The organism is Collimonas sp. GW821-FHT07E08, assembly GCF_059418905.1.
Genome location: NZ_JBWKQR010000009.1, coordinates 152,812 through 168,962, shown reverse-complemented (window position 1 = coordinate 168,962; position 16,151 = coordinate 152,812). Strand labels below are relative to the sequence as shown.

Annotated in this window: 21 protein-coding genes; 9 read left to right on the top strand and 12 right to left on the bottom strand. The window is 60.5% G+C overall.

Annotated features, from left to right (window positions below; all coding sequences use genetic code 11):
• Positions 1-7: 7 nt before the first annotated feature.
• Complete coding sequence (gene kynU / locus AC07RZ_RS13685; RefSeq protein ID WP_494668303.1) at positions 8-1,264, bottom strand: kynureninase; 1,257 nt, start codon at positions 1,262-1,264, stop codon at positions 8-10.
• Positions 1,265-1,274: 10 nt separating this feature from the next.
• Complete coding sequence (gene kynB, locus AC07RZ_RS13680) at positions 1,275-1,856, bottom strand: arylformamidase (protein ID WP_494668302.1); 582 nt, start codon at positions 1,854-1,856, stop codon at positions 1,275-1,277.
• A gap of 225 nt (positions 1,857-2,081) precedes the next feature.
• Here kynB and AC07RZ_RS13675 point away from each other — a divergent pair, with 225 nt between their 5' ends.
• Positions 2,082-2,558 (top strand): Lrp/AsnC family transcriptional regulator, encoded by a 477-nt coding sequence (locus AC07RZ_RS13675; RefSeq protein ID WP_092400301.1) that lies wholly within the window; start codon positions 2,082-2,084, stop codon positions 2,556-2,558.
• A 47-nt stretch (positions 2,559-2,605) separates the two neighbouring features.
• Positions 2,606-2,833 (top strand): hypothetical protein, encoded by a 228-nt coding sequence (locus AC07RZ_RS13670; RefSeq protein ID WP_144739220.1) that lies wholly within the window; start codon positions 2,606-2,608, stop codon positions 2,831-2,833.
• 56 nt (positions 2,834-2,889) lie between these two features.
• Here AC07RZ_RS13670 and AC07RZ_RS13665 read toward each other — a convergent pair whose 3' ends face one another.
• From AC07RZ_RS13665 to AC07RZ_RS13625, 9 genes are all read right to left on the bottom strand, one after another.
• Positions 2,890-3,300 (bottom strand): VOC family protein, encoded by a 411-nt coding sequence (locus tag AC07RZ_RS13665; RefSeq protein WP_494668301.1) that lies wholly within the window; start codon positions 3,298-3,300, stop codon positions 2,890-2,892.
• Positions 3,301-3,381: 81 nt separating this feature from the next.
• A complete protein-coding gene (locus AC07RZ_RS13660; RefSeq protein WP_494668300.1) occupies positions 3,382-3,906 on the bottom strand; it encodes an SRPBCC family protein in 525 nt (174 codons plus the stop codon).
• A 37-nt stretch (positions 3,907-3,943) separates the two neighbouring features.
• Complete coding sequence (locus tag AC07RZ_RS13655; RefSeq protein WP_494668299.1) at positions 3,944-4,369, bottom strand: YciI family protein; 426 nt, start codon at positions 4,367-4,369, stop codon at positions 3,944-3,946.
• A gap of 123 nt (positions 4,370-4,492) precedes the next feature.
• Positions 4,493-4,765 carry a hypothetical protein gene (locus tag AC07RZ_RS13650; RefSeq protein ID WP_494668298.1) on the bottom strand — a complete coding sequence of 91 codons (273 nt, stop codon included), beginning with the start codon at positions 4,763-4,765 and terminating at the stop codon, positions 4,493-4,495.
• A gap of 47 nt (positions 4,766-4,812) precedes the next feature.
• Positions 4,813-5,115 carry a hypothetical protein gene (locus tag AC07RZ_RS13645; protein WP_494668297.1) on the bottom strand — a complete coding sequence of 101 codons (303 nt, stop codon included), beginning with the start codon at positions 5,113-5,115 and terminating at the stop codon, positions 4,813-4,815.
• A gap of 25 nt (positions 5,116-5,140) precedes the next feature.
• A complete protein-coding gene (locus tag AC07RZ_RS13640) occupies positions 5,141-6,613 on the bottom strand; it encodes a DegQ family serine endoprotease (RefSeq protein ID WP_494668296.1) in 1,473 nt (490 codons plus the stop codon).
• Positions 6,614-6,719: 106 nt separating this feature from the next.
• Positions 6,720-6,812, bottom strand: coding sequence for a BrnA antitoxin family protein (locus AC07RZ_RS13635; protein WP_494668295.1), 93 nt, complete (start codon positions 6,810-6,812; stop codon positions 6,720-6,722).
• Between the two features lie 225 nt (positions 6,813-7,037).
• Positions 7,038-8,351, bottom strand: coding sequence for an ATP-binding protein (locus AC07RZ_RS13630; protein ID WP_144739212.1), 1,314 nt, complete (start codon positions 8,349-8,351; stop codon positions 7,038-7,040).
• A complete protein-coding gene (locus AC07RZ_RS13625) occupies positions 8,348-9,004 on the bottom strand; it encodes a response regulator (RefSeq protein WP_144739211.1) in 657 nt (218 codons plus the stop codon). Before AC07RZ_RS13625 ends, AC07RZ_RS13630 begins: the two co-directional genes overlap by 4 nt.
• Before the next feature lie 391 nt (positions 9,005-9,395).
• Here AC07RZ_RS13625 and AC07RZ_RS13620 point away from each other — a divergent pair, with 391 nt between their 5' ends.
• Positions 9,396-10,679 carry an SGNH/GDSL hydrolase family protein gene (locus tag AC07RZ_RS13620; protein ID WP_494668294.1) on the top strand — a complete coding sequence of 428 codons (1,284 nt, stop codon included), beginning with the start codon at positions 9,396-9,398 and terminating at the stop codon, positions 10,677-10,679.
• A 44-nt stretch (positions 10,680-10,723) separates the two neighbouring features.
• Here the strand turns inward: AC07RZ_RS13620 and AC07RZ_RS13615 are convergent, their stop codons facing one another.
• The gene (locus AC07RZ_RS13615; RefSeq protein WP_494668293.1) at positions 10,724-11,077 is read right to left on the bottom strand and encodes a hypothetical protein; all 354 of its coding nucleotides are present in this window, start codon (positions 11,075-11,077) and stop codon (positions 10,724-10,726) included.
• Between the two features lie 119 nt (positions 11,078-11,196).
• Here AC07RZ_RS13615 and AC07RZ_RS13610 point away from each other — a divergent pair, with 119 nt between their 5' ends.
• From AC07RZ_RS13610 to AC07RZ_RS13585, 6 genes are all read left to right on the top strand, one after another.
• Positions 11,197-11,415 carry a VF530 family protein gene (locus AC07RZ_RS13610; protein WP_092400353.1) on the top strand — a complete coding sequence of 73 codons (219 nt, stop codon included), beginning with the start codon at positions 11,197-11,199 and terminating at the stop codon, positions 11,413-11,415.
• 148 nt (positions 11,416-11,563) lie between these two features.
• Positions 11,564-11,956, top strand: coding sequence for an SRPBCC domain-containing protein (locus tag AC07RZ_RS13605; RefSeq protein WP_092400325.1), 393 nt, complete (start codon positions 11,564-11,566; stop codon positions 11,954-11,956).
• Positions 11,957-12,545: 589 nt separating this feature from the next.
• Positions 12,546-13,808, top strand: coding sequence for a hypothetical protein (locus AC07RZ_RS13600; RefSeq protein ID WP_494668292.1), 1,263 nt, complete (start codon positions 12,546-12,548; stop codon positions 13,806-13,808).
• 98 nt (positions 13,809-13,906) lie between these two features.
• The gene (locus AC07RZ_RS13595; RefSeq protein WP_494668291.1) at positions 13,907-14,854 is read left to right on the top strand and encodes a cupin-like domain-containing protein; all 948 of its coding nucleotides are present in this window, start codon (positions 13,907-13,909) and stop codon (positions 14,852-14,854) included.
• Between the two features lie 24 nt (positions 14,855-14,878).
• Positions 14,879-15,646, top strand: a complete 768-nt coding sequence (locus AC07RZ_RS13590; protein ID WP_494668290.1) for an AraC family transcriptional regulator — start codon at positions 14,879-14,881, stop codon at positions 15,644-15,646.
• Between the two features lie 40 nt (positions 15,647-15,686).
• Entirely contained in the window at positions 15,687-16,142 is a 456-nt protein-coding gene (locus tag AC07RZ_RS13585; RefSeq protein ID WP_494668289.1) for an Mpo1 family 2-hydroxy fatty acid dioxygenase, read from the top strand.
• The last annotated feature ends 9 nt before the right edge of the window (positions 16,143-16,151 follow it).

The following is a 16,151-nucleotide window of genomic DNA, read 5'->3' as shown; positions in this document are numbered from 1 at the left end:
TCCCGAATTAAGTGACCGCTTCCTGCTGCGCATCGATTTCGTAATCCTTGTCGGCCAGGATCCGGCGCAAGGTGCTGACTGCGTCCCAGACATCGGTGAATTGCGTATACAGCGGCGTGAAGCCGAAGCGCATCACGTGCGGTTCGCGGTAGTCGCCGATGACGCCGCGCGCGATCAGTTCGCGCATGACGGCATAGCCGTGGGCGTGGGCGAAACTGACGTGGCTGCCGCGCTGTTCATGCTGGCGCGGGGTGACCAGCGTCAGGCCGAGGCCGGCGCAGCGGCTTTCGACCAGCGCGATGAACAGGTCGGTCAGCGCCAGCGATTTGCGGCGCAAGGCTTGCATGTCGGTCTGGGCGAAAATGTCGAGGCCGCACTCGACCAGCGCCAGCGACACCACCGGCTGGGTGCCGCACAATGCACGCCGTATGCCGTCGCCGGGCGCAAATGCGGGCTGCATGGTGAACGGCGCCTGGTGGCTCCACCAGCCGCTCAGCGGTTGCCTGAACTGCGCGTGGTGGCGCGGTGCGATCCAGGCGAAGGCCGGCGCACCGGGGCCGCCGTTGAGGTACTTATAGGTGCAGCCGACGGCAAAGTCGGCGTTCGCCGCATGCAGGTCGACCGGCACGGCGCCGGCCGAATGCGCCAGGTCCCACAGCACCAGCGCGCCTTGCTTTTGTGCAGCCTTGGTGACGGCTTGCATGTCATGCAGGTGGCCGCTGCGGTAGTTGACATGGGTCAGCATCAGGACCGCGGTTTTCGCGTTCACAGCCGTAGCGAGTTCTTGCGGCGAGTCGACCAGGTGGATGCGGTAGCCGCGGTCGAGCCATTCGGTCAGTCCTTGCGCCATGTAGATATCGGTGGGGAAATTGCCGCGTTCGGTGACGATCACCTTGCGGCTGGCGCCGTCCGCCTTGCCGGCCTGGATCTGCAGGGCGCCGGCCAGCAGCTTGAACAGGTTGATGGACGTGGAGTCGGTGATCACCACTTCATTCTCGCCGGCGCCGATCAGCGTCGCCAGCTTGTTGCCCAGCCGGCTCGGCAGGTCGAACCAGCCAGCCTTGTTCCAGCTGCGGATCAGGTCGTGCCCCCATTCCTGCTGGATCACTTGCTGCGCGCGCTGCAGCGCTGCGTGCGGGCGCGCGCCCAGCGAATTGCCGTCCAGGTAGATCACGCCGGACGGCAGGTCGAACAAGGTTCGCAGCGGCGCCAGCGGATCGTCGGCGTCCAGGGCCTGGCAAGCTGCGCGGCTACTGTTTGTCATGTGGTGTTCCTTAAGGTGAAAGAGGGCGCAGCACGGCCCGCACCGGACTGGCGTCCATGCCGGCCAGGCGCAAGGGCAGGGCAACCAGCTCGTAGTCGCCGGCGTCGATCGCATCGAGCACGATGCCTTCCAGTATCGCCATGCCGTGCTGCCTGACGGCGTGGTGCGCCAGCATGGTCTTGGATTCCTGCGGATCGAGCGAGGGCGTATCGATGCCGACCAGGCGCACCCCGTGCTGCGCCAGCAGCGCGATGGTTTCCGGCGCTACCGCGGCAAACGCGGGATCCCAATGCTCTTGCGGCGCGCTGGCGTAGGTGCGCAACAGCACGCGCGGCGGAACCTCGGCCAAGGCGTGGGCAATGTGCTGCGGGGTGACCAGCGCAGCGCCTATGCAATGGATGACGCGGCAGGGGCCGATATAGGCGTCGAGGGCGACCTGGTCGATAGCCGCGCCTTGCGGATCGTAATGGCTGGGCGCATCGCAGTGCGCGCCGGTATGGGTGGAAAGCGTGATGCGGCTGACATGCACCGGGCAGCCGTCGCCGATTTCCCAGGTGGCTTGCGCGCTGTACGCGGTGTCGCCCGGCCACACGGGGATCCGTGCGGACAGGGTTGGGCTGATGTCCCAGATGGGTTTTGAAGTGGCGATGGCGTTCCCCGGTGCTGGATACTAGTGAACTTGCTAATGAACTGCTATGGTCCGCTGGCAATTATTTTAGGCGAGCTTGCAGGAATTTTTATACGAAATTAATAGCTGTTTTCAATATTAATTAGAATAAAATGAAAGATAGTTTATTAATATTGAAAGATAATTTCAATGCAACTCGATACTATCGATTTGAACATCCTGACGCTGCTGCAGCAGAATGGCCGGATCAGCAACCAGGACCTGGCGGAGCAGGTGTTTCTGTCGCCGTCGTCCTGCCTGCGCCGCGTCCGCATCCTGGAAGAGGCCGGCATCATCAGCCGTTACAGCGCCGTGCTGAGCCCGGAAAAACTGGGGCTGGAGCTGGATGTCTTCGTGCAGGTGACGATGCGGCGCGATGTCGAGAGCTGGCATGAGAACTTCATGCAGGCGCTGCAGGATTACCCGGAGGTGGTCGGCTCCTACATCATCACCGGCGACGCCAACTACCTGCTGCGGGTGAAGGCGCGCAACCTCAAGCATTATTCCGCTTTCGTGCTGGAGAAGTTATATAAAATACCGGGCGTGCAGGATATCCGCTCCAATATCGTGCTGCAGGCGATCAAGGAAACCTACGAGCTGCCGCGCGAACTGCTGCGCGACGGCTGAGGCGCCGCGCACGGATAACGATTAACCCGATACATCAGATTGACACCATGGCAAAGACGATTGAAGAAGTTCTGGCAAGACAAAAAGAGGGCGCGCAATTCGTGCTGTCGGCGCCTTTGCTCGGGCTGGAGCTGGAAGATTTCGACACGGTTGCCAAACTCTGGGCGGCCCAGGGCGGGCCGGGATTCAAGGTGGCCGGCGTGCCGCACCGGAAATGCGTCGACGGCGAATTTTTCATAGACCGCGTGACGGTGGTCAAGCTGCCGCTGTCCTGAACCGGCGCATCGTCATCCTCGCGAGGCTGACGATGCACCCGTGCTGCAACCGCTGCTTAGCCGTCCTTCTCGCAATTGACCATCCACGGCGTGCCGAACTGGTCTTCCAGCATGCCGAAACTGGCGGCCCAGAAGGTTTTTTCGTAAGGCATCTTGACCGTGCCGTTTTTTGCCAGCGCATTGAAGATGCGGGCGCCGTCCGCAATCGTGTCGACATTGATCGACAACACCATGCCCTGCATTTTTTCGAAATATTCAGGCGGGCAATCTGATCCCATCAAGACGCCGCCGTCCAGTTCCAGGCGGATGTGCGCGATCTTTTCTTGCCGGTCAGGCGGCGTCTGTTCTGCCATCGGCGTTTCTTTGTTGGTCAGCCTGAAGGCGATTTTCCCGCCCAGGACTTGCTGGTAGAACTTGAAGGCGGCGTCGCACTGGCCGTTGAAATTCAGGTAGGCGTTCAATAGCATGTTGATCTCCTCTGTTCCTGCGATGGATGATGAAAACGGCGCCGCGCCTGTCTCTGCACGCGACGCCAGGGGTACCGTCGTTTATTTCTCGGTGACGGTCTTCAGGTTGGCAAGCCCGGCTTCGAAATCCTTGCCGATCATGCTGTCCATATTGAAAAACAAGCCCATCACCTTGCTGACATAAGGTGCGGGTCCGTACATGGCCCAGGTGACGTTGCTGCTGTCGCCCTGGGTGTCGACGCTGAATTCAGCGACGTTGCTGCTTTCAAACGGCTTGCTGAAATCGAGCTTGATGACGGTTTTCGACGGCGACGTTTGCTTGATCTCCATGCGTCCGGCGCCGGCCTTGTCGTTGCCGCTCCAGGCATACACCGCGCCCGGGCCGCTGGCGGCGCCGCTGAAAGTCCGTTTCATGGCTGGATCCAGCTTTTCATAAGGCGACCAGTTGCTCCAGTCGTGGAAGTTGTTGACCTGCGCCAGGATCTTTTCCGGCGGCGCCTTGATCGAGATCGTGCGCTGGACGCGGAATGTGTCGGGCCGGGTCGCGGCATAGCCGAAGACGGCGGCTAGTGCGACGACAATAACGATGGCGATGGTCTTGATCATTGCTGGTCTCCTGGTGCGTTGGGGCAGCGCGGCAGGCTTAGGCGCCGGAACTTTGGCGGCGCAGGCGTTCTTCGGTTTCCCTGAGTTCCGGCGTGAACTCGGCGCCGAAATCTTCCGCCTCGAATACCTGGCGCAGTTCGAGCTCGACAGCGCCGTCGCCATCCAGCGCAGGCCAGCGCTTGACCCATTCGATGGCTTCCTGTTTCGACTTGACCTGGATCATGGTAAAGCCCGCGATCAGTTCCTTGGTTTCGGCGAAGGGGCCGTCGAACACGGTCGGCTTGCCTCCCGCAAAGCTGATGCGGGCGCCCTTGGCGCTAGGCTGCAGACCTTCGCCGGCCAGCATGACGCCGGCGTTCACCATTTCTTCGTTGTATTTCATCATGGCGGCTAGCAGTTCGGTGCTGGGCATGGTGCCGGCTTCCGTGTTCTTGTCCGCTTTGCGTATGATCATGAATCGCATCTTGATGTCTCCGTTCGGTTTAAGGTCGGGGCCGGGCCGGCGGCTGCCGCCGATGAATTCCCGGATCTGCTTACTAGTCGAGCGGGAAACGGCGAGATCGACAGTTTGCAGATTTTTTTTGAATTATATTTGAAGGGGCGGCTTTACTTGTGGAAATCGCAATTTCTTTATTCGGCAGGCATGCGGCCAGGTTTGTTTGAGCGCAAACAGCCGATGCGGGTTCAGTGCAAACTGCAAATCGAGCATTCGTTCAAAGACAGAATTTTGCGGCGTCACGATGCTGCGGCAGCCGGCGGCATCGGGCGTTATTTCAGCGGCGCTGCCAGCACGCCAATGAGCACAGATGAAAAATCCATATAGATCAAGCACATAGCTGAAACGCGCGGGAGTTATCAACAGGACTGTCCACAGTTTCTGTGGGTAACTTCGGCGAGAATGAAAATTCAGTCAATCACCACCGCCATGAAGACGGTAGACAGGCTGAGCAGGGTCAGGCCGAAGATGAAGGCGATGTCAGCGTATTGCTCCAGGCGCGTGCTGCGGCTGGAGCGCATGGAGGCATAAGACAGCACGCCGCTGCTCAGGAACACCAGGCTGTTGAGCGCCAGCAGGTGGCTCAGCCACAGCGCCAGCCCGCTGAAGCGGGCCAGCTTGATGATCGACAGCGCGGTGATGCAGACGCCGATCATCGTGGCGGAAGAGGGCAGGATGTGCTGCGACAGGTTGTTGTTGGCCAGCTTGATCATCGTTTCACATCCTGCGGTCGGGGCCTTAGCCGAGGTTGAGCGGGACGAAGATCTTGTCTTTGTCACGCTGCACTAGCAGCGCCACGTTCTTGCCGGCCTTGCTTACCAGCTGGCGCAACTGCTCGACGCTGTTGACCGGCTTGCCGTTGAGCGACAGGATCACGTCGCCGCGCTGGATGCCGGCCAGCGCCGACGGGCCGGAAGCATCTTCCACCACCAGCCCGCCGTGGATCCCGACCTGCTGCTGTTCGTCCGGGCTGAGCTGGCGCAACGCAAGTCCCAGCCGTGCCTGCGAACCGGCGCTTTCATCGTTGCTGGCGGTTTTCACTGCTTCGGCTTCGGTCGGCTTGACGGTCAGCGTCTTGGCCTGGCCGTTGCGCACTACTTCAATCGTGCTGGCGGTGCCTGGCGCAGTATCGGCCACCAGGCTCGGCAGGTCGGATGAATGGTTGATCGGCTGGCCGTTGAAGCGCAGGATCACATCGCCGGCTTGCAGGCCGCCCTTGTCGGCCGGACTGCCTTTGTCGACCGAGCTGACCAGCGCGCCGGCGGCGCTCTTCAGGCCGAACGATTCGGCCAGCGCCTGGTTTACTTCCTGCACGCTGACGCCGAGATGGCTGCGGGTGACCTTGCCGTGCTTGACCAGCTGCTGCTCGACCTTGGTGGCGACATCGATCGGGATCGCAAACGACAGGCCCTGGTAACCGCCGGTCTGGCTGTAGATCTGCGAATTGATGCCGATCACTTCGCCTTTGATGTTGAACAGCGGGCCGCCCGAATTGCCGGGATTGACGGCGACGTCGGTCTGGATGAACGGCACGTAGGTGTCGTCCGGCAAGGAGCGCGACTTGGCGCTGACGATGCCGGCGGTGGCGGTGTTTTCAAAACCGTACGGCGAGCCGATCGCCAGCACCGGTTCGCCGACCCTGGTCAGCGCCGGGTTGCCGATCTGTACCGTCGGCAGGTTCTTGGCGTCGATCCGTATCACGGCGATATCGCTCTGCTTGTCGGAGCCCAGCACCTTGGCCCTGAATTCGCGGCGGTCGGTCAGCTTGACCGTGACTTCCTGGGCGCCTTCGACAACGTGGGCGTTGGTCAGGATCAGGCCGTCGGCGCTGATGATGAAGCCGGAACCTTCGCCGCGCATGATCTGCGGATGGCGCGGGATTTGCAGCTGCGGGCCGAAACGTTTGAAAAATTGGGAGAAAGGATCGTTCGGATCGAGCTCGTCGTCCTGGTCGGATACCGCACTCTGTTTTGCCTTGCCGGTGACGCTGATATTCACCACCGCCGGCCCGGCCCGTTCGACGATGCCGGAAAAATCGGTCGCCACCGCAACAGCCGGCGCGGCGCTGCTCGCCACGGGGGCGGGGGCGACGATCGCGGCATTGGCGTTTTCGATGCCGATATCGCCGTTCTTCGAATGCAGGTAGGCGCCGCCGGCGACCACCAGGACGGCGACGGCAACGGCGCTGCGGGTAAAGGTTTGACGATTCATGCTGTGCTCCTTGCAGATGGACTAGAACTAGCGCACAGCATAAATACGAAAAATTAAAGCAGACTTAAACAGGCAACAGGTGCTTGTTTTGAGCGCGCGGATCACGCTAGCGGTGACGGAGGTTTTCCAGCATTGCGGCTCGCAAAATATCGTTCATGCGGCTTTGGTAGCCTTTTCCTTCTTCTTTGAGCCACTCCACTATTCGTTGTTTTCAACACGATCTTGCCGGGTGATATGCAGAGGGTGGTCGAAAACAAATGTAGCTGCCTCAAGACTGACGCAGTGTTTGCGCCGGTTATTCCGGTTTTTAACATCGTCCCATGAAAAAAATTGTAACTCCAAATTTGTAGTTACATAATTGTAGTTTTAATGATTTAAAAAATAATATCAACGGGAACAGTTGAGTGATAGCTTAAGCGGTGCGTCAAGCGCCGAAGCGCACGCTTGCACGCAATCCATGTCCGGTATTTTTCAGGCTGACCTTGGCCCGGTGGGCATCGGCGATCTGCCTGACGATCGCTAGGCCGAGGCCGCTGCCGCGGGTTTGCGACTGGCTTTCGGCGGCGCGGTAGAAGCGGTCGAACACGCGCTCCAGGTCGGCCTCGGGAATGCCGGGGCCGCCGTCTTGCACGGCCACCGTGACGCCGGCGGCGTCGGCGGCCAGCGAGACGTCGATGCTGCTGCCGGCCGGGCTGTACTGCAAGGCGTTGTCGATCAGGTTGTTGAACAGGATGCGCAAGGCGTCGGCGTTGCCGGTCACGCTGGCCGGCGTCTCCGCGCTGATGCCGAGATCGACCTGGCGTGCATGCGCGGCCAGCGCGAAGTCGCCGACCACGCTGTGCAGCAGCGCGCGCAAGTCGAGTTCGGCGTGGGCTTGCTCGAACGCGCCCGGTTCCTGGCGCGCCAGCGTCAGCAGCTGTTGCAGCAGGTGGGTGGCGCGTTCCAGTCCTTGTTTCAGGTCGCCGAAAGCGGCTTGCCGTTCGCCCTCGTCGGCGGCGCGTTCGGCCAGCTGGACTTGCAGGCGCAGGGCAGTCAGCGGTGTGCGCAGTTCATGCGCCGCGTCAGCGACAAAGGCGCGCTGCGCCTTGATCGATTGCCCCAGGCGCGCCAGCAGATCGTTGAGGGCCTGGGTCAGCGGCTGGATTTCGCCGGGCAGGGTGGCGTCCGGGATCGGCGACAGGGCATGCATGTCGCGCGCCTGGACTTCCATCGCCGCGCGCCGGATCGGCGCCAGCCCGCGGCTGACGGCGACCCAGATCAGCACGCCCAGCAGCGGGAACAGCAGCAGCAGCGGAGTGACGGTCTTGACCGCCATTTGCGCGGCGATCTGGTTGCGCGCGCTTTGCGGCTGCGCGATCTGCACCACGGTGTTGCCGATCTGCGCGCTGTAGACGCGCCACAGGCCGTTGCTCTGGCGGACATAGGTGAATCCCAGCTCGGCCTGCAGCGGCAGGCTGGCCTGTCCGTGCGAATGGTAGATGACGACGCCGGTGTTGTCCCAGATCTGGATCATGATCTGGTCGTCCAGCTCGGGTCCGCCGTCGCCGTTTTCTATCATCGGCGAGAACGCCTGGCGCGGCAGGGAAGCGACGATCTTGCGCATCTGGTAATCGAACAATTCGTTGGCTTCGCCGCGCGCCTGGAAATACAGGGCGATGCCGGCCACCAGGATGGCGCCGCTCAGGCCGAGCGCCAGCCACAGCAGCAAGCTCCTGCGGATCGACGGCGCCGACTTCATTTGGCCACCATGTAGCCGATGCCGCGCACATTCTTGATGAAATTGCTGCCGAGCTTTTTGCGCAAGGCGTGGATGTAGACCTCGACCGCATTGCTTTCGATGCTGTCGTCCCAGCCGTACATCTTTTCTTCCAGCTGGGCGCGCGACAGCACTACGCCGGGGCGGTCGAGGAAGGCGCGCAGCAGCGCGAATTCGCGCGCCGACAGGTTCACCTGGCGGCCTTCCAGCAATACTTCATGGGTGGCCGGATTGAGCGTCAGCTGGCCCAGTTCGACCAGCGGTTCGGCGCGTCCCGACTGGCGGCGCAATAGGGCGCGGATGCGGGCCGCCAGTTCTTCCAGGTCGAACGGCTTGACCAGGTAGTCGTCGGCGCCGCCGTCGAGGCCGGCCACGCGGTCCGCTACCGCGTCGCGCGCGGTCAGGATCAGCACCGGGATCCGGTTGCCGCCGGCACGCAGCGATTTCAGCACTTCCAGGCCATTCTTTTTCGGCAGGCCGAGATCGAGCAGCAGCAACTGGTAATCTTCCTGCGCCAGCGCGCTGAGCGCAGCGGCGCCGTCCTGCACCCAGTCGACGGCGAAACCGTCCTGGCGCAATCCCTTGCGCACGGCTTCGCCCACCATCAGATCGTCTTCCACCAACAGCAAACGCATGGGGCCAGCTCCTCGGAAACATCGGAAATCACGACAGTTTAGCCGGATTGAATTAAATGATTCTTAAAGCACCGCGCGACAACTCTGTGCACTGCTGAAAAACCTATATATATCAGTTACATAGCTAAAACGCTTGCGGGTTATCAACAGGACTGTCCACAATTTCTGTGGGTAACCCGGGATTAGAGGTAACCATCGGAAAGGACCGGCAGTCATCTTAATGTCACCTGAATATTATTGCCGTGTGTCAACATTGCCGCAGCCATATCGATAGTGGCATTTTGCTATCGGTGGCAAGCGCAGTTCCCGTGATCCAGAGACTAACGAGACAACAAGGAAACCAATAATGAAAACCCTGTTTTTACTGTGTGCTTTGTGTTCGAATCTAGCCGTGGCAGAAGTTTCCGCTGATGCAAAACCCGATCCCGCTTATACCCATCACCTATCGTCGTCCGGTCCGCTCTCCAGGCAGCAGCTGCTGAAGCAGCAGGCGCAAAAGCCGGCCGCGCGCAGCCTGGCGGCAACAGCGGCCGCCAGCGCCAGCACTTACACCTATTTGCGCTGCTGGTACCGCACCGGCAGCAATCCGACCAAGCCGACCACTACCTATGTCTGGGGACTGGATCCGTCCAGCGGCGACTATTACCGCATCAACGGCTACTGGTGGGCCGGCGGCCTGCTGAACTGGGAAAACATGTTTTACAGCGATGTCGCGCAGAGCACGCTGCAATCGGTGTGCCAAAGCACGCTGAACGCCAAGGGCATCAGCCAGCCGATGGCGATGGTGGCCGCCGCCGACAATGCGCTGTCGTTCAACTATGCCGTGTGGACTACCGACAGCGTGGTCCAGGGCGGCATCAACAAGATAGTCGCTTTCGGCGACAGCTTGTCCGATACCCAGAATGCCTACAACGCCTCGGACTGGAAGCTGCCCAATTCCGGCAGCTGGTTCCTGGGCCGTTTCAGCAACGGCAAGAATTGGGTCGAATACCTGGCCGACAACCTGCAGCTTCCCTTGTATAACTGGGCCGTCGGCGGCGCCGGCGTGAGCACCCAGGATCTCGTGATCCCGGGCGTGATCCAGCAAGTGCAGTCGTACACCGAGTACATGCAGAAGGCGCAGAATTACCAGCCGCAAAACACCTTGTTCACCATGCTCATCGGCGGCAACGACCTGGTCAATTACAACAGTACGGTCGACCAGGTGATCAGCGGCGAAACCCAGGCCTTGCAAAGCCTGATCCAGGCCGGCGCCAGGAATATCCTGCTGCTCAAGCTGCCCGACGTTTCCAAGGCGCCGGTGTTCGGGATCAAGACCACGGGCGCGACGGTAGCCGCGCAGGTGGTCGATCTCAACACGCGGCTGGCGGCGCTGGTCGGTTCCCTGCAGGCGCAATACGGGAGCAGCCTGCATATCCAGCTGTTCGACAGCTACGCGCTATTCAACGACCTGCTGAGCAATCCAGGCAAATACCAGGTCAGCAACACTACCCAGTCCTGCCTCAACATCAATACCGATTCCAGCACCAACTACCTGAGTACGCAGACGGCGCGTTCCCAGTGCAGCAATCCGGACAGCTTCGTGTTCTGGGATACGCTGCACCCGACCACGCATACGCACAAGCTGCTGGCCGATGCGGTGACGGCATTTTACCGGGCTAACCTGCAGCCTTGATACGCTGCTCCTGCCCCGCAATCCAGCGCCGGGCAGGACTGGGTTCAGATATACAGGTCGACCCCTGCGCCGGCTGAGGCGGCCGGGTTTTTCTGGCGTTGCGCCTGCTTGTCTCGCAATGCCGCTTGGGCGCTTTGCAATCCATCCCGCGCCTCAGGCGCGGACCCCAGCTGGCTCAGCCGGCTGATTTCGTTCTCGATCGATGCAATCTGCTGCTGCAGCATTTTTACCCGCATGTCGGCCAGCGCCTGTTCCTCTTTCGACGATGGCATTTCCTTGAGTGCGGAAACCAGTTGTTTTTGCAGGCCGGCAAGCTGCTTTTGCAAGGCGGCGATCTGCGATGCAGCGCTGGCGGCGGATTGGGTCGAACCCTGGGCCGGGGCGATTCTTGAAATCATTTGTTTTCTTTCAGGATAGCTGTCATTCAGATAACGACAGGATTTCCAAAAACTTTAATACTGTGTGATGAGGAGCGAGGCACCGTAAAATGCCAGCCTGAACCTTGATCGAGAAGCACATGAACACACACAACCATTTGCACGGCGTCACGCTGGAGGCGATGCTGACCGAACTGGTAGCGCATTACGGCTGGGATGGACTGGGGCAGCGCATCGACATCCGCTGTTTCAAGAGCGATCCCAGCATCAAATCCAGCCTGACGTTTTTGCGCAAGACCGAGTGGGCGCGCGAAAAGGTGGAAGCCCTGTATGTCGGCATGCGGCGCGCGATGAAATGAGTTTTTGAAAAATGAGGTAAAGTTTTGCGACGGCGCCTGTTCTTGCGCTGTCTCCCCATGTTACGAAAATTTCCTCAGCGCGCCATCCCGCAGTCGCGTCCCTGGCGTTTGTTGATCTGATGCTTTGCTTACAGCAGGAAGAACCAGCATGCGCAATGTGATTTATAAAACGGTAGTCTTGAAAGCGACTCCCGACGCTTTGTTCGACATGTATGTCGATCCGGTGCTGCACCAGGCGATCACCGGCTTGCCGGTCACCATAAGCGCCGAGGCCGGCGCCGAATTCGAGGCTTTCGACGGCGCCCTGACCGGCGTGATGCTGCAGGTGGTCAAGCCCAGGCTGATCGTGCAGACCTGGCGCTCGCCGGCATTTGCGGCGGACGATCCGGATTCGATCCTGATCCTGTCGTTCCATCCGCAAGGCGAGCATGGCCGCATAGAGCTGGTGCACCTGGATGTGCCTGACCAGGATTACGAAGAGGTCAAGCTCGGCTGGCGCGAAAAATATTTCGAGCCTTGGCGCGAGTTCCTCGCGAGTTGAAGCGCCTGCCGGGCCACGCCAGGATATGTTGTGCAATAGCGACTATGTTGCGAGCTTGCCAAGCTGTTTCTTGCGTGCTGCGACCATACGCTGGATGTTGGCAAACTACCGCTCCACGCGTTCTGTTTTTTTGTCCGCCGCCTGGCATCCATGCAAGCAGGCCGACCTTTGCGGCGACAGTTGCTCCAAGCGCAGGCTGCCGCCAACCGGCCTGGCATCGCAGATGACGATTGATTAACAAGCCTGGACAACGGTATTGTCATAGTTGACATGACTGGCGATATCCCTGATTTGTAAACCTGTTAAAAGTGACAGGTGTGGCAGTTTCCAATTCTCACTAGAATTAAACCGTCTATCGGAGCCTATCCTCTCCTATGTTGATATTTAGCCCGCTGCCGCAAGGCAGTGGGCTTTTTTTTTCGGGCCTCCTCCGGGGGCTTCGGCGCCGCGCTCCGGCACCGCTTGACCGCTATCTCGCCATGGGCACGCGGTTTTTCATGGCCGCGCCGGAGATTGCCTCCTCCTTGTACTTCCGTTTAAGATCTGCCATTGCTCGACGCCAGGTCCGCATCGCTACAGGGAAAACAGAATGCAAAAACTCAAACCGGTCTTGACAGCGCTTTTATTCTTTGGCTGCGCCATGCTGCTTGCGGGCTGCGCTTCCTTGTCTACATCGATTTCGCAGTTCAAGGACGGCAACTATGTCGCCAGCGTGCAATCGACCCTGGTCTATCTCGACGACAAATACAAGAAAGCGGATTACGACGACAGCGATGAAAGAAACGGCATCCGCGAACGCCTGCGGATTATCGAAAGCAGTTATGCAACCACGGTCCAGACCGCTAGCGACCAGGAGTACGACAGGAAGATAGCCGCCTATTCGGATCTGCTGGCAATCCGGACCATGCTGGCCGGCAGGCCGTACTACTCCAAATATACGGATTTGCCGGATCGCTACCTCGAGGTCGGCCTGCGGGAAAACCTGGCCGGACAGTACTACCTGAAAGGCAGGGCTGCCGCGGCCGTCAAGGACGACCGGATGGCGGCTGTCAGTTATGCCGCAGCCGCCGACGCCTACCAGAAATACGGCGACTACAAAGATGCCAGGAAACTGGCGGACAAGTATAAATATGCGGCAGACAGCAAGGACGCCGCAACGTATTACCAGCAAGGGACGGAGCTGGCTGCGAATAATCCGCAGCGCCGCAAGGCGCTGTACCGCGACGCCAGCCTGGCCTTTTTCAACGCCTACGACGTGTACCGCCAGCATGGCGCCTACAAGGATGCGCAGCCGCTGTCCGACAAATATCGCAACATGGGCACCGTGGTCCTGCAAATCAGCAGCAACGAACCGAACGGCGATATCACCAGGAGCGTGCTGGGGCTGTTCGACCTGGGGTTCACCCGTTTTCAATACCAGGGCGGCGGCGCTGCCGACCTCGGCATGTATCTCAATACCTCGTATATCTACCAGCCGCCCAGGTTCAGTCAATATGTAGAGGCGATGAGCGAGAATGTGGAATATAAAAAGCCTGACGGCAGCACCGCCGTGCGCACCTACCGTTTCAACCGCAAGGTGGTCGAGGAAGCCAACGCCATGCAGGTCATCCTCGATCTTTCCGTGACCAGGGTGCCGAGCCTGGACCTGCGCTACAACGAAGTCGCCGAAAGCCGCCGCGCCACCATCAGCTATTACGGCGACGTGCCCGGCACAGGCCGTTACGGCTACCGCACCGAGGGCTACCTGATGGACCGCGACCAGTTATGGCGCGCAGCCCAGGCGCAGCTGATCAACCGGCTCAACAGCGATAACCGGATCAGGATGATCCAGGACGACATACGCAATTTCTAGAGAATGCCGTTGCCGGAAAATTTCCGTCTCATCCTGCTAAACTGTGAAGCCTCGCAGCGGGATTTTTCCCGATTTTCATTTCAGCTTCTTACCTGCCTATGACTTCGATCCGCGGTCCATCCTTCCAGCTAGTCGACCAGATCGATGCCGAGCAATTGCAGCGCCAAGGCGGTTTCGGCGCGCGCACCCGGCCCTTGCTGGTCAAGGGCGCATTGCGCAACTGGCCGGCGCAGCAGAACTGGTCGTTCGAACAGATGGCGGCGCTGCGCTACAAGGACGGTTCCGAACCGAAAGTGAAATTCCAGAACGGCCTGGTAGAGCAGGGCCAGACCCAGCCGCGGCCGGTGATGCCGGTCGGCCCCTACCTGCAAGGACTGGCGACGCTGGCCAAGCGCGCCCTGCCGGACGATGTCGGCCTGCTGCCGGACCGGCGCCGCCATCAGCTGGCGCCGGGCGAACGGTTTTTCCTCGACTGGCCGCACATGCAGACGTTCCAGCCAGACCGCATGTACCTGGCGCAGTGGAATATCCTCGACGAATTCCCGGCGCTGCGCCATGATTTTTCAATCAAGGACCTGTGGCCGGGCTGGCGCTGGACCTGGGAATATGTCTTCATGGGGCCGGCCAATACGGTCACCGGCCTGCATTACGACTTTCCGCACAACTGGTTTTGCCAGGTGCGCGGCAGCAAGGAATTCATTTTGTTCCCTCCCGAGCAAACGCCGCACATGTGCATTTCCGAGAAATACGACTGGGGCGCGATCCTGAGCGATATCAATATCTCGCAGCTGGACCGGCAGCCGGACAAACTCAAGGAATTCGAAAAAACGCAGGGCCTGTATGCGCGGGTCGAGGCGGGCGACGCGCTGTTCATCCCCAAGCGCACCTGGCACGCGGTAGTGTCGCTGGAACCGTCGATCAGCCTCGGCGTGTTCGGCCTGACCGCGCCCGAAGTATTGTTTGGCGGCGTGCCGAACGAGATCAAAAACATTTTCCACAAGATGCACCTGTACCGCTGGGGCAATTGCACCTGCCACAAATTCTAGCCTGCCCAATTCGACCAGGCCTCAATGAACCGGCAACACTCTCATCTGTTTCTCTGGCGCGGCCGGGCCCTGGTCATCGGCCCCGGCATCGATTCCCGCTTCCACGCCCATTTCGGCACCCAGCTGACCTGGGGCCTGGACGGGCCATTCCAGGCGCGCCTGGCGCCGGACCAGCCGTGGACCACCACCCGCGCCGCCATCTTTGCTTCCAGCCAGCCGCACCAGATCCATTGCGACGCCACGCAGCTGGCGCACCTGTTTGTCGAATTGCCGCAGCGCGCGCAAGGCGCGGCAAGCGTGCTGGCGGCCACCTATGCCAGCGACCCAGGCTTCGCGCAAGTGCAAGCCGGGCTGGCCCAGGCCAGGCTGGGCCAGCTTGAGCTGCCGCAAGCCGAGCAGCTGGGCCAGGAATGGCTGGATTGCACGACCCTGGCTGGGCCGGCGCAGCCAGGTTTCGATCGCCGGATCAGCCAGGCGCTGGCGCTGATAGCCGCGCAGCCGGGGCCGGCGGTCAGCGGCGCGGCGCTGGCGGCTGCCGTGCATCTGTCGGCCAGCCGCTTCACCCATCTGTTCCGCCAGCAGACCGGCTTGTCGCTGTCGCGTTACCTGCTGTGGTCGCGCTTGCTGGCCGCGGTCGAGGCGGTGGGGCGCGGCGACAACATGACGCATGCCGCGCATGCGGCCGGTTTCGCCGACCTGGCGCACATGAGCCGCACCTTTCGCCGCACCTTCGGCGTAGTCCCGTCGGAACTGCAAAAGATGGCGATTGCGTTCAAGCGCGAAGAAAAATGATGGTCTAAGATGGTTGTACATAAAAAAGATGGAGACCGTCATGAACCAGCAGCCGCAGCAGGCAGCGGGCCGTTCCATAGACACCCTGCTAGCCAAATACTCTGAAAGCCACCTGAACCCGGTCAATGAAGTGATCCACTTCATTTGCGTGCCGGTCATCGTGTTTACCCTGCTGGGTTTGCTGTGGACCATCCACCCATGGGTAGCGCTGGCGGCCGTGCTGGCCTCCTTGCTTTACTATTTTTCCTTGTCTGTGCCGTTTGCCTTCGGCATGCTGCTGATGTCTGGCGCGATGCTGGCCCTGCTGTATGCGCTGCCGCCCGGGCTGGTGCTGCCGCTTTCGGTCAGCGTGTTCGTGATCGCCTGGATCGGGCAGTTCGTCGGCCATAAGATCGAAGGTAAGAAACCATCGTTTTTCGACGATTTGCGTTTCCTCCTGATCGGCCCCTTGTTTGTCCTCGGTTTCCTGTACCGCCGCCTGCATATCGCCTATTGAAGACTGTTG

Excerpts from the sequence above, each read along its gene's own strand:
- AC07RZ_RS13670 (WP_144739220.1), top strand. The coding sequence starts at position 2,606 with ATGGCAAAGACGATTGAAGAAGTTCTGGCAAGACAAAAAGAGGGCGCG.
- AC07RZ_RS13675 (WP_092400301.1), top strand. The coding sequence starts at position 2,082 with ATGCAACTCGATACTATCGATTTGAACATCCTGACGCTGCTGCAGCAG.
- kynU (WP_494668303.1), bottom strand. The coding sequence starts at position 1,264 with ATGACAAACAGTAGCCGCGCAGCTTGCCAGGCCCTGGACGCCGACGAT.
- AC07RZ_RS13630 (WP_144739212.1), bottom strand. The coding sequence starts at position 8,351 with ATGAAGTCGGCGCCGTCGATCCGCAGGAGCTTGCTGCTGTGGCTGGCG.
- AC07RZ_RS13600 (WP_494668292.1), top strand. The coding sequence starts at position 12,546 with ATGCAAAAACTCAAACCGGTCTTGACAGCGCTTTTATTCTTTGGCTGC.
- AC07RZ_RS13660 (WP_494668300.1), bottom strand. The coding sequence starts at position 3,906 with ATGATCAAGACCATCGCCATCGTTATTGTCGTCGCACTAGCCGCCGTC.
- AC07RZ_RS13610 (WP_092400353.1), top strand. The coding sequence starts at position 11,197 with ATGAACACACACAACCATTTGCACGGCGTCACGCTGGAGGCGATGCTG.
- AC07RZ_RS13585 (WP_494668289.1), top strand. The coding sequence starts at position 15,687 with ATGAACCAGCAGCCGCAGCAGGCAGCGGGCCGTTCCATAGACACCCTG.
- AC07RZ_RS13615 (WP_494668293.1), bottom strand. The coding sequence starts at position 11,077 with ATGATTTCAAGAATCGCCCCGGCCCAGGGTTCGACCCAATCCGCCGCC.
- AC07RZ_RS13645 (WP_494668297.1), bottom strand. The coding sequence starts at position 5,115 with ATGATCAAGCTGGCCAACAACAACCTGTCGCAGCACATCCTGCCCTCT.
- AC07RZ_RS13655 (WP_494668299.1), bottom strand. The coding sequence starts at position 4,369 with ATGCGATTCATGATCATACGCAAAGCGGACAAGAACACGGAAGCCGGC.
- AC07RZ_RS13640 (WP_494668296.1), bottom strand. The coding sequence starts at position 6,613 with ATGAATCGTCAAACCTTTACCCGCAGCGCCGTTGCCGTCGCCGTCCTG.
- AC07RZ_RS13590 (WP_494668290.1), top strand. The coding sequence starts at position 14,879 with ATGAACCGGCAACACTCTCATCTGTTTCTCTGGCGCGGCCGGGCCCTG.
- AC07RZ_RS13595 (WP_494668291.1), top strand. The coding sequence starts at position 13,907 with ATGACTTCGATCCGCGGTCCATCCTTCCAGCTAGTCGACCAGATCGAT.
- AC07RZ_RS13625 (WP_144739211.1), bottom strand. The coding sequence starts at position 9,004 with ATGCGTTTGCTGTTGGTGGAAGACGATCTGATGGTGGGCGAAGCCGTG.
- AC07RZ_RS13665 (WP_494668301.1), bottom strand. The coding sequence starts at position 3,300 with ATGCTATTGAACGCCTACCTGAATTTCAACGGCCAGTGCGACGCCGCC.
- AC07RZ_RS13605 (WP_092400325.1), top strand. The coding sequence starts at position 11,564 with ATGCGCAATGTGATTTATAAAACGGTAGTCTTGAAAGCGACTCCCGAC.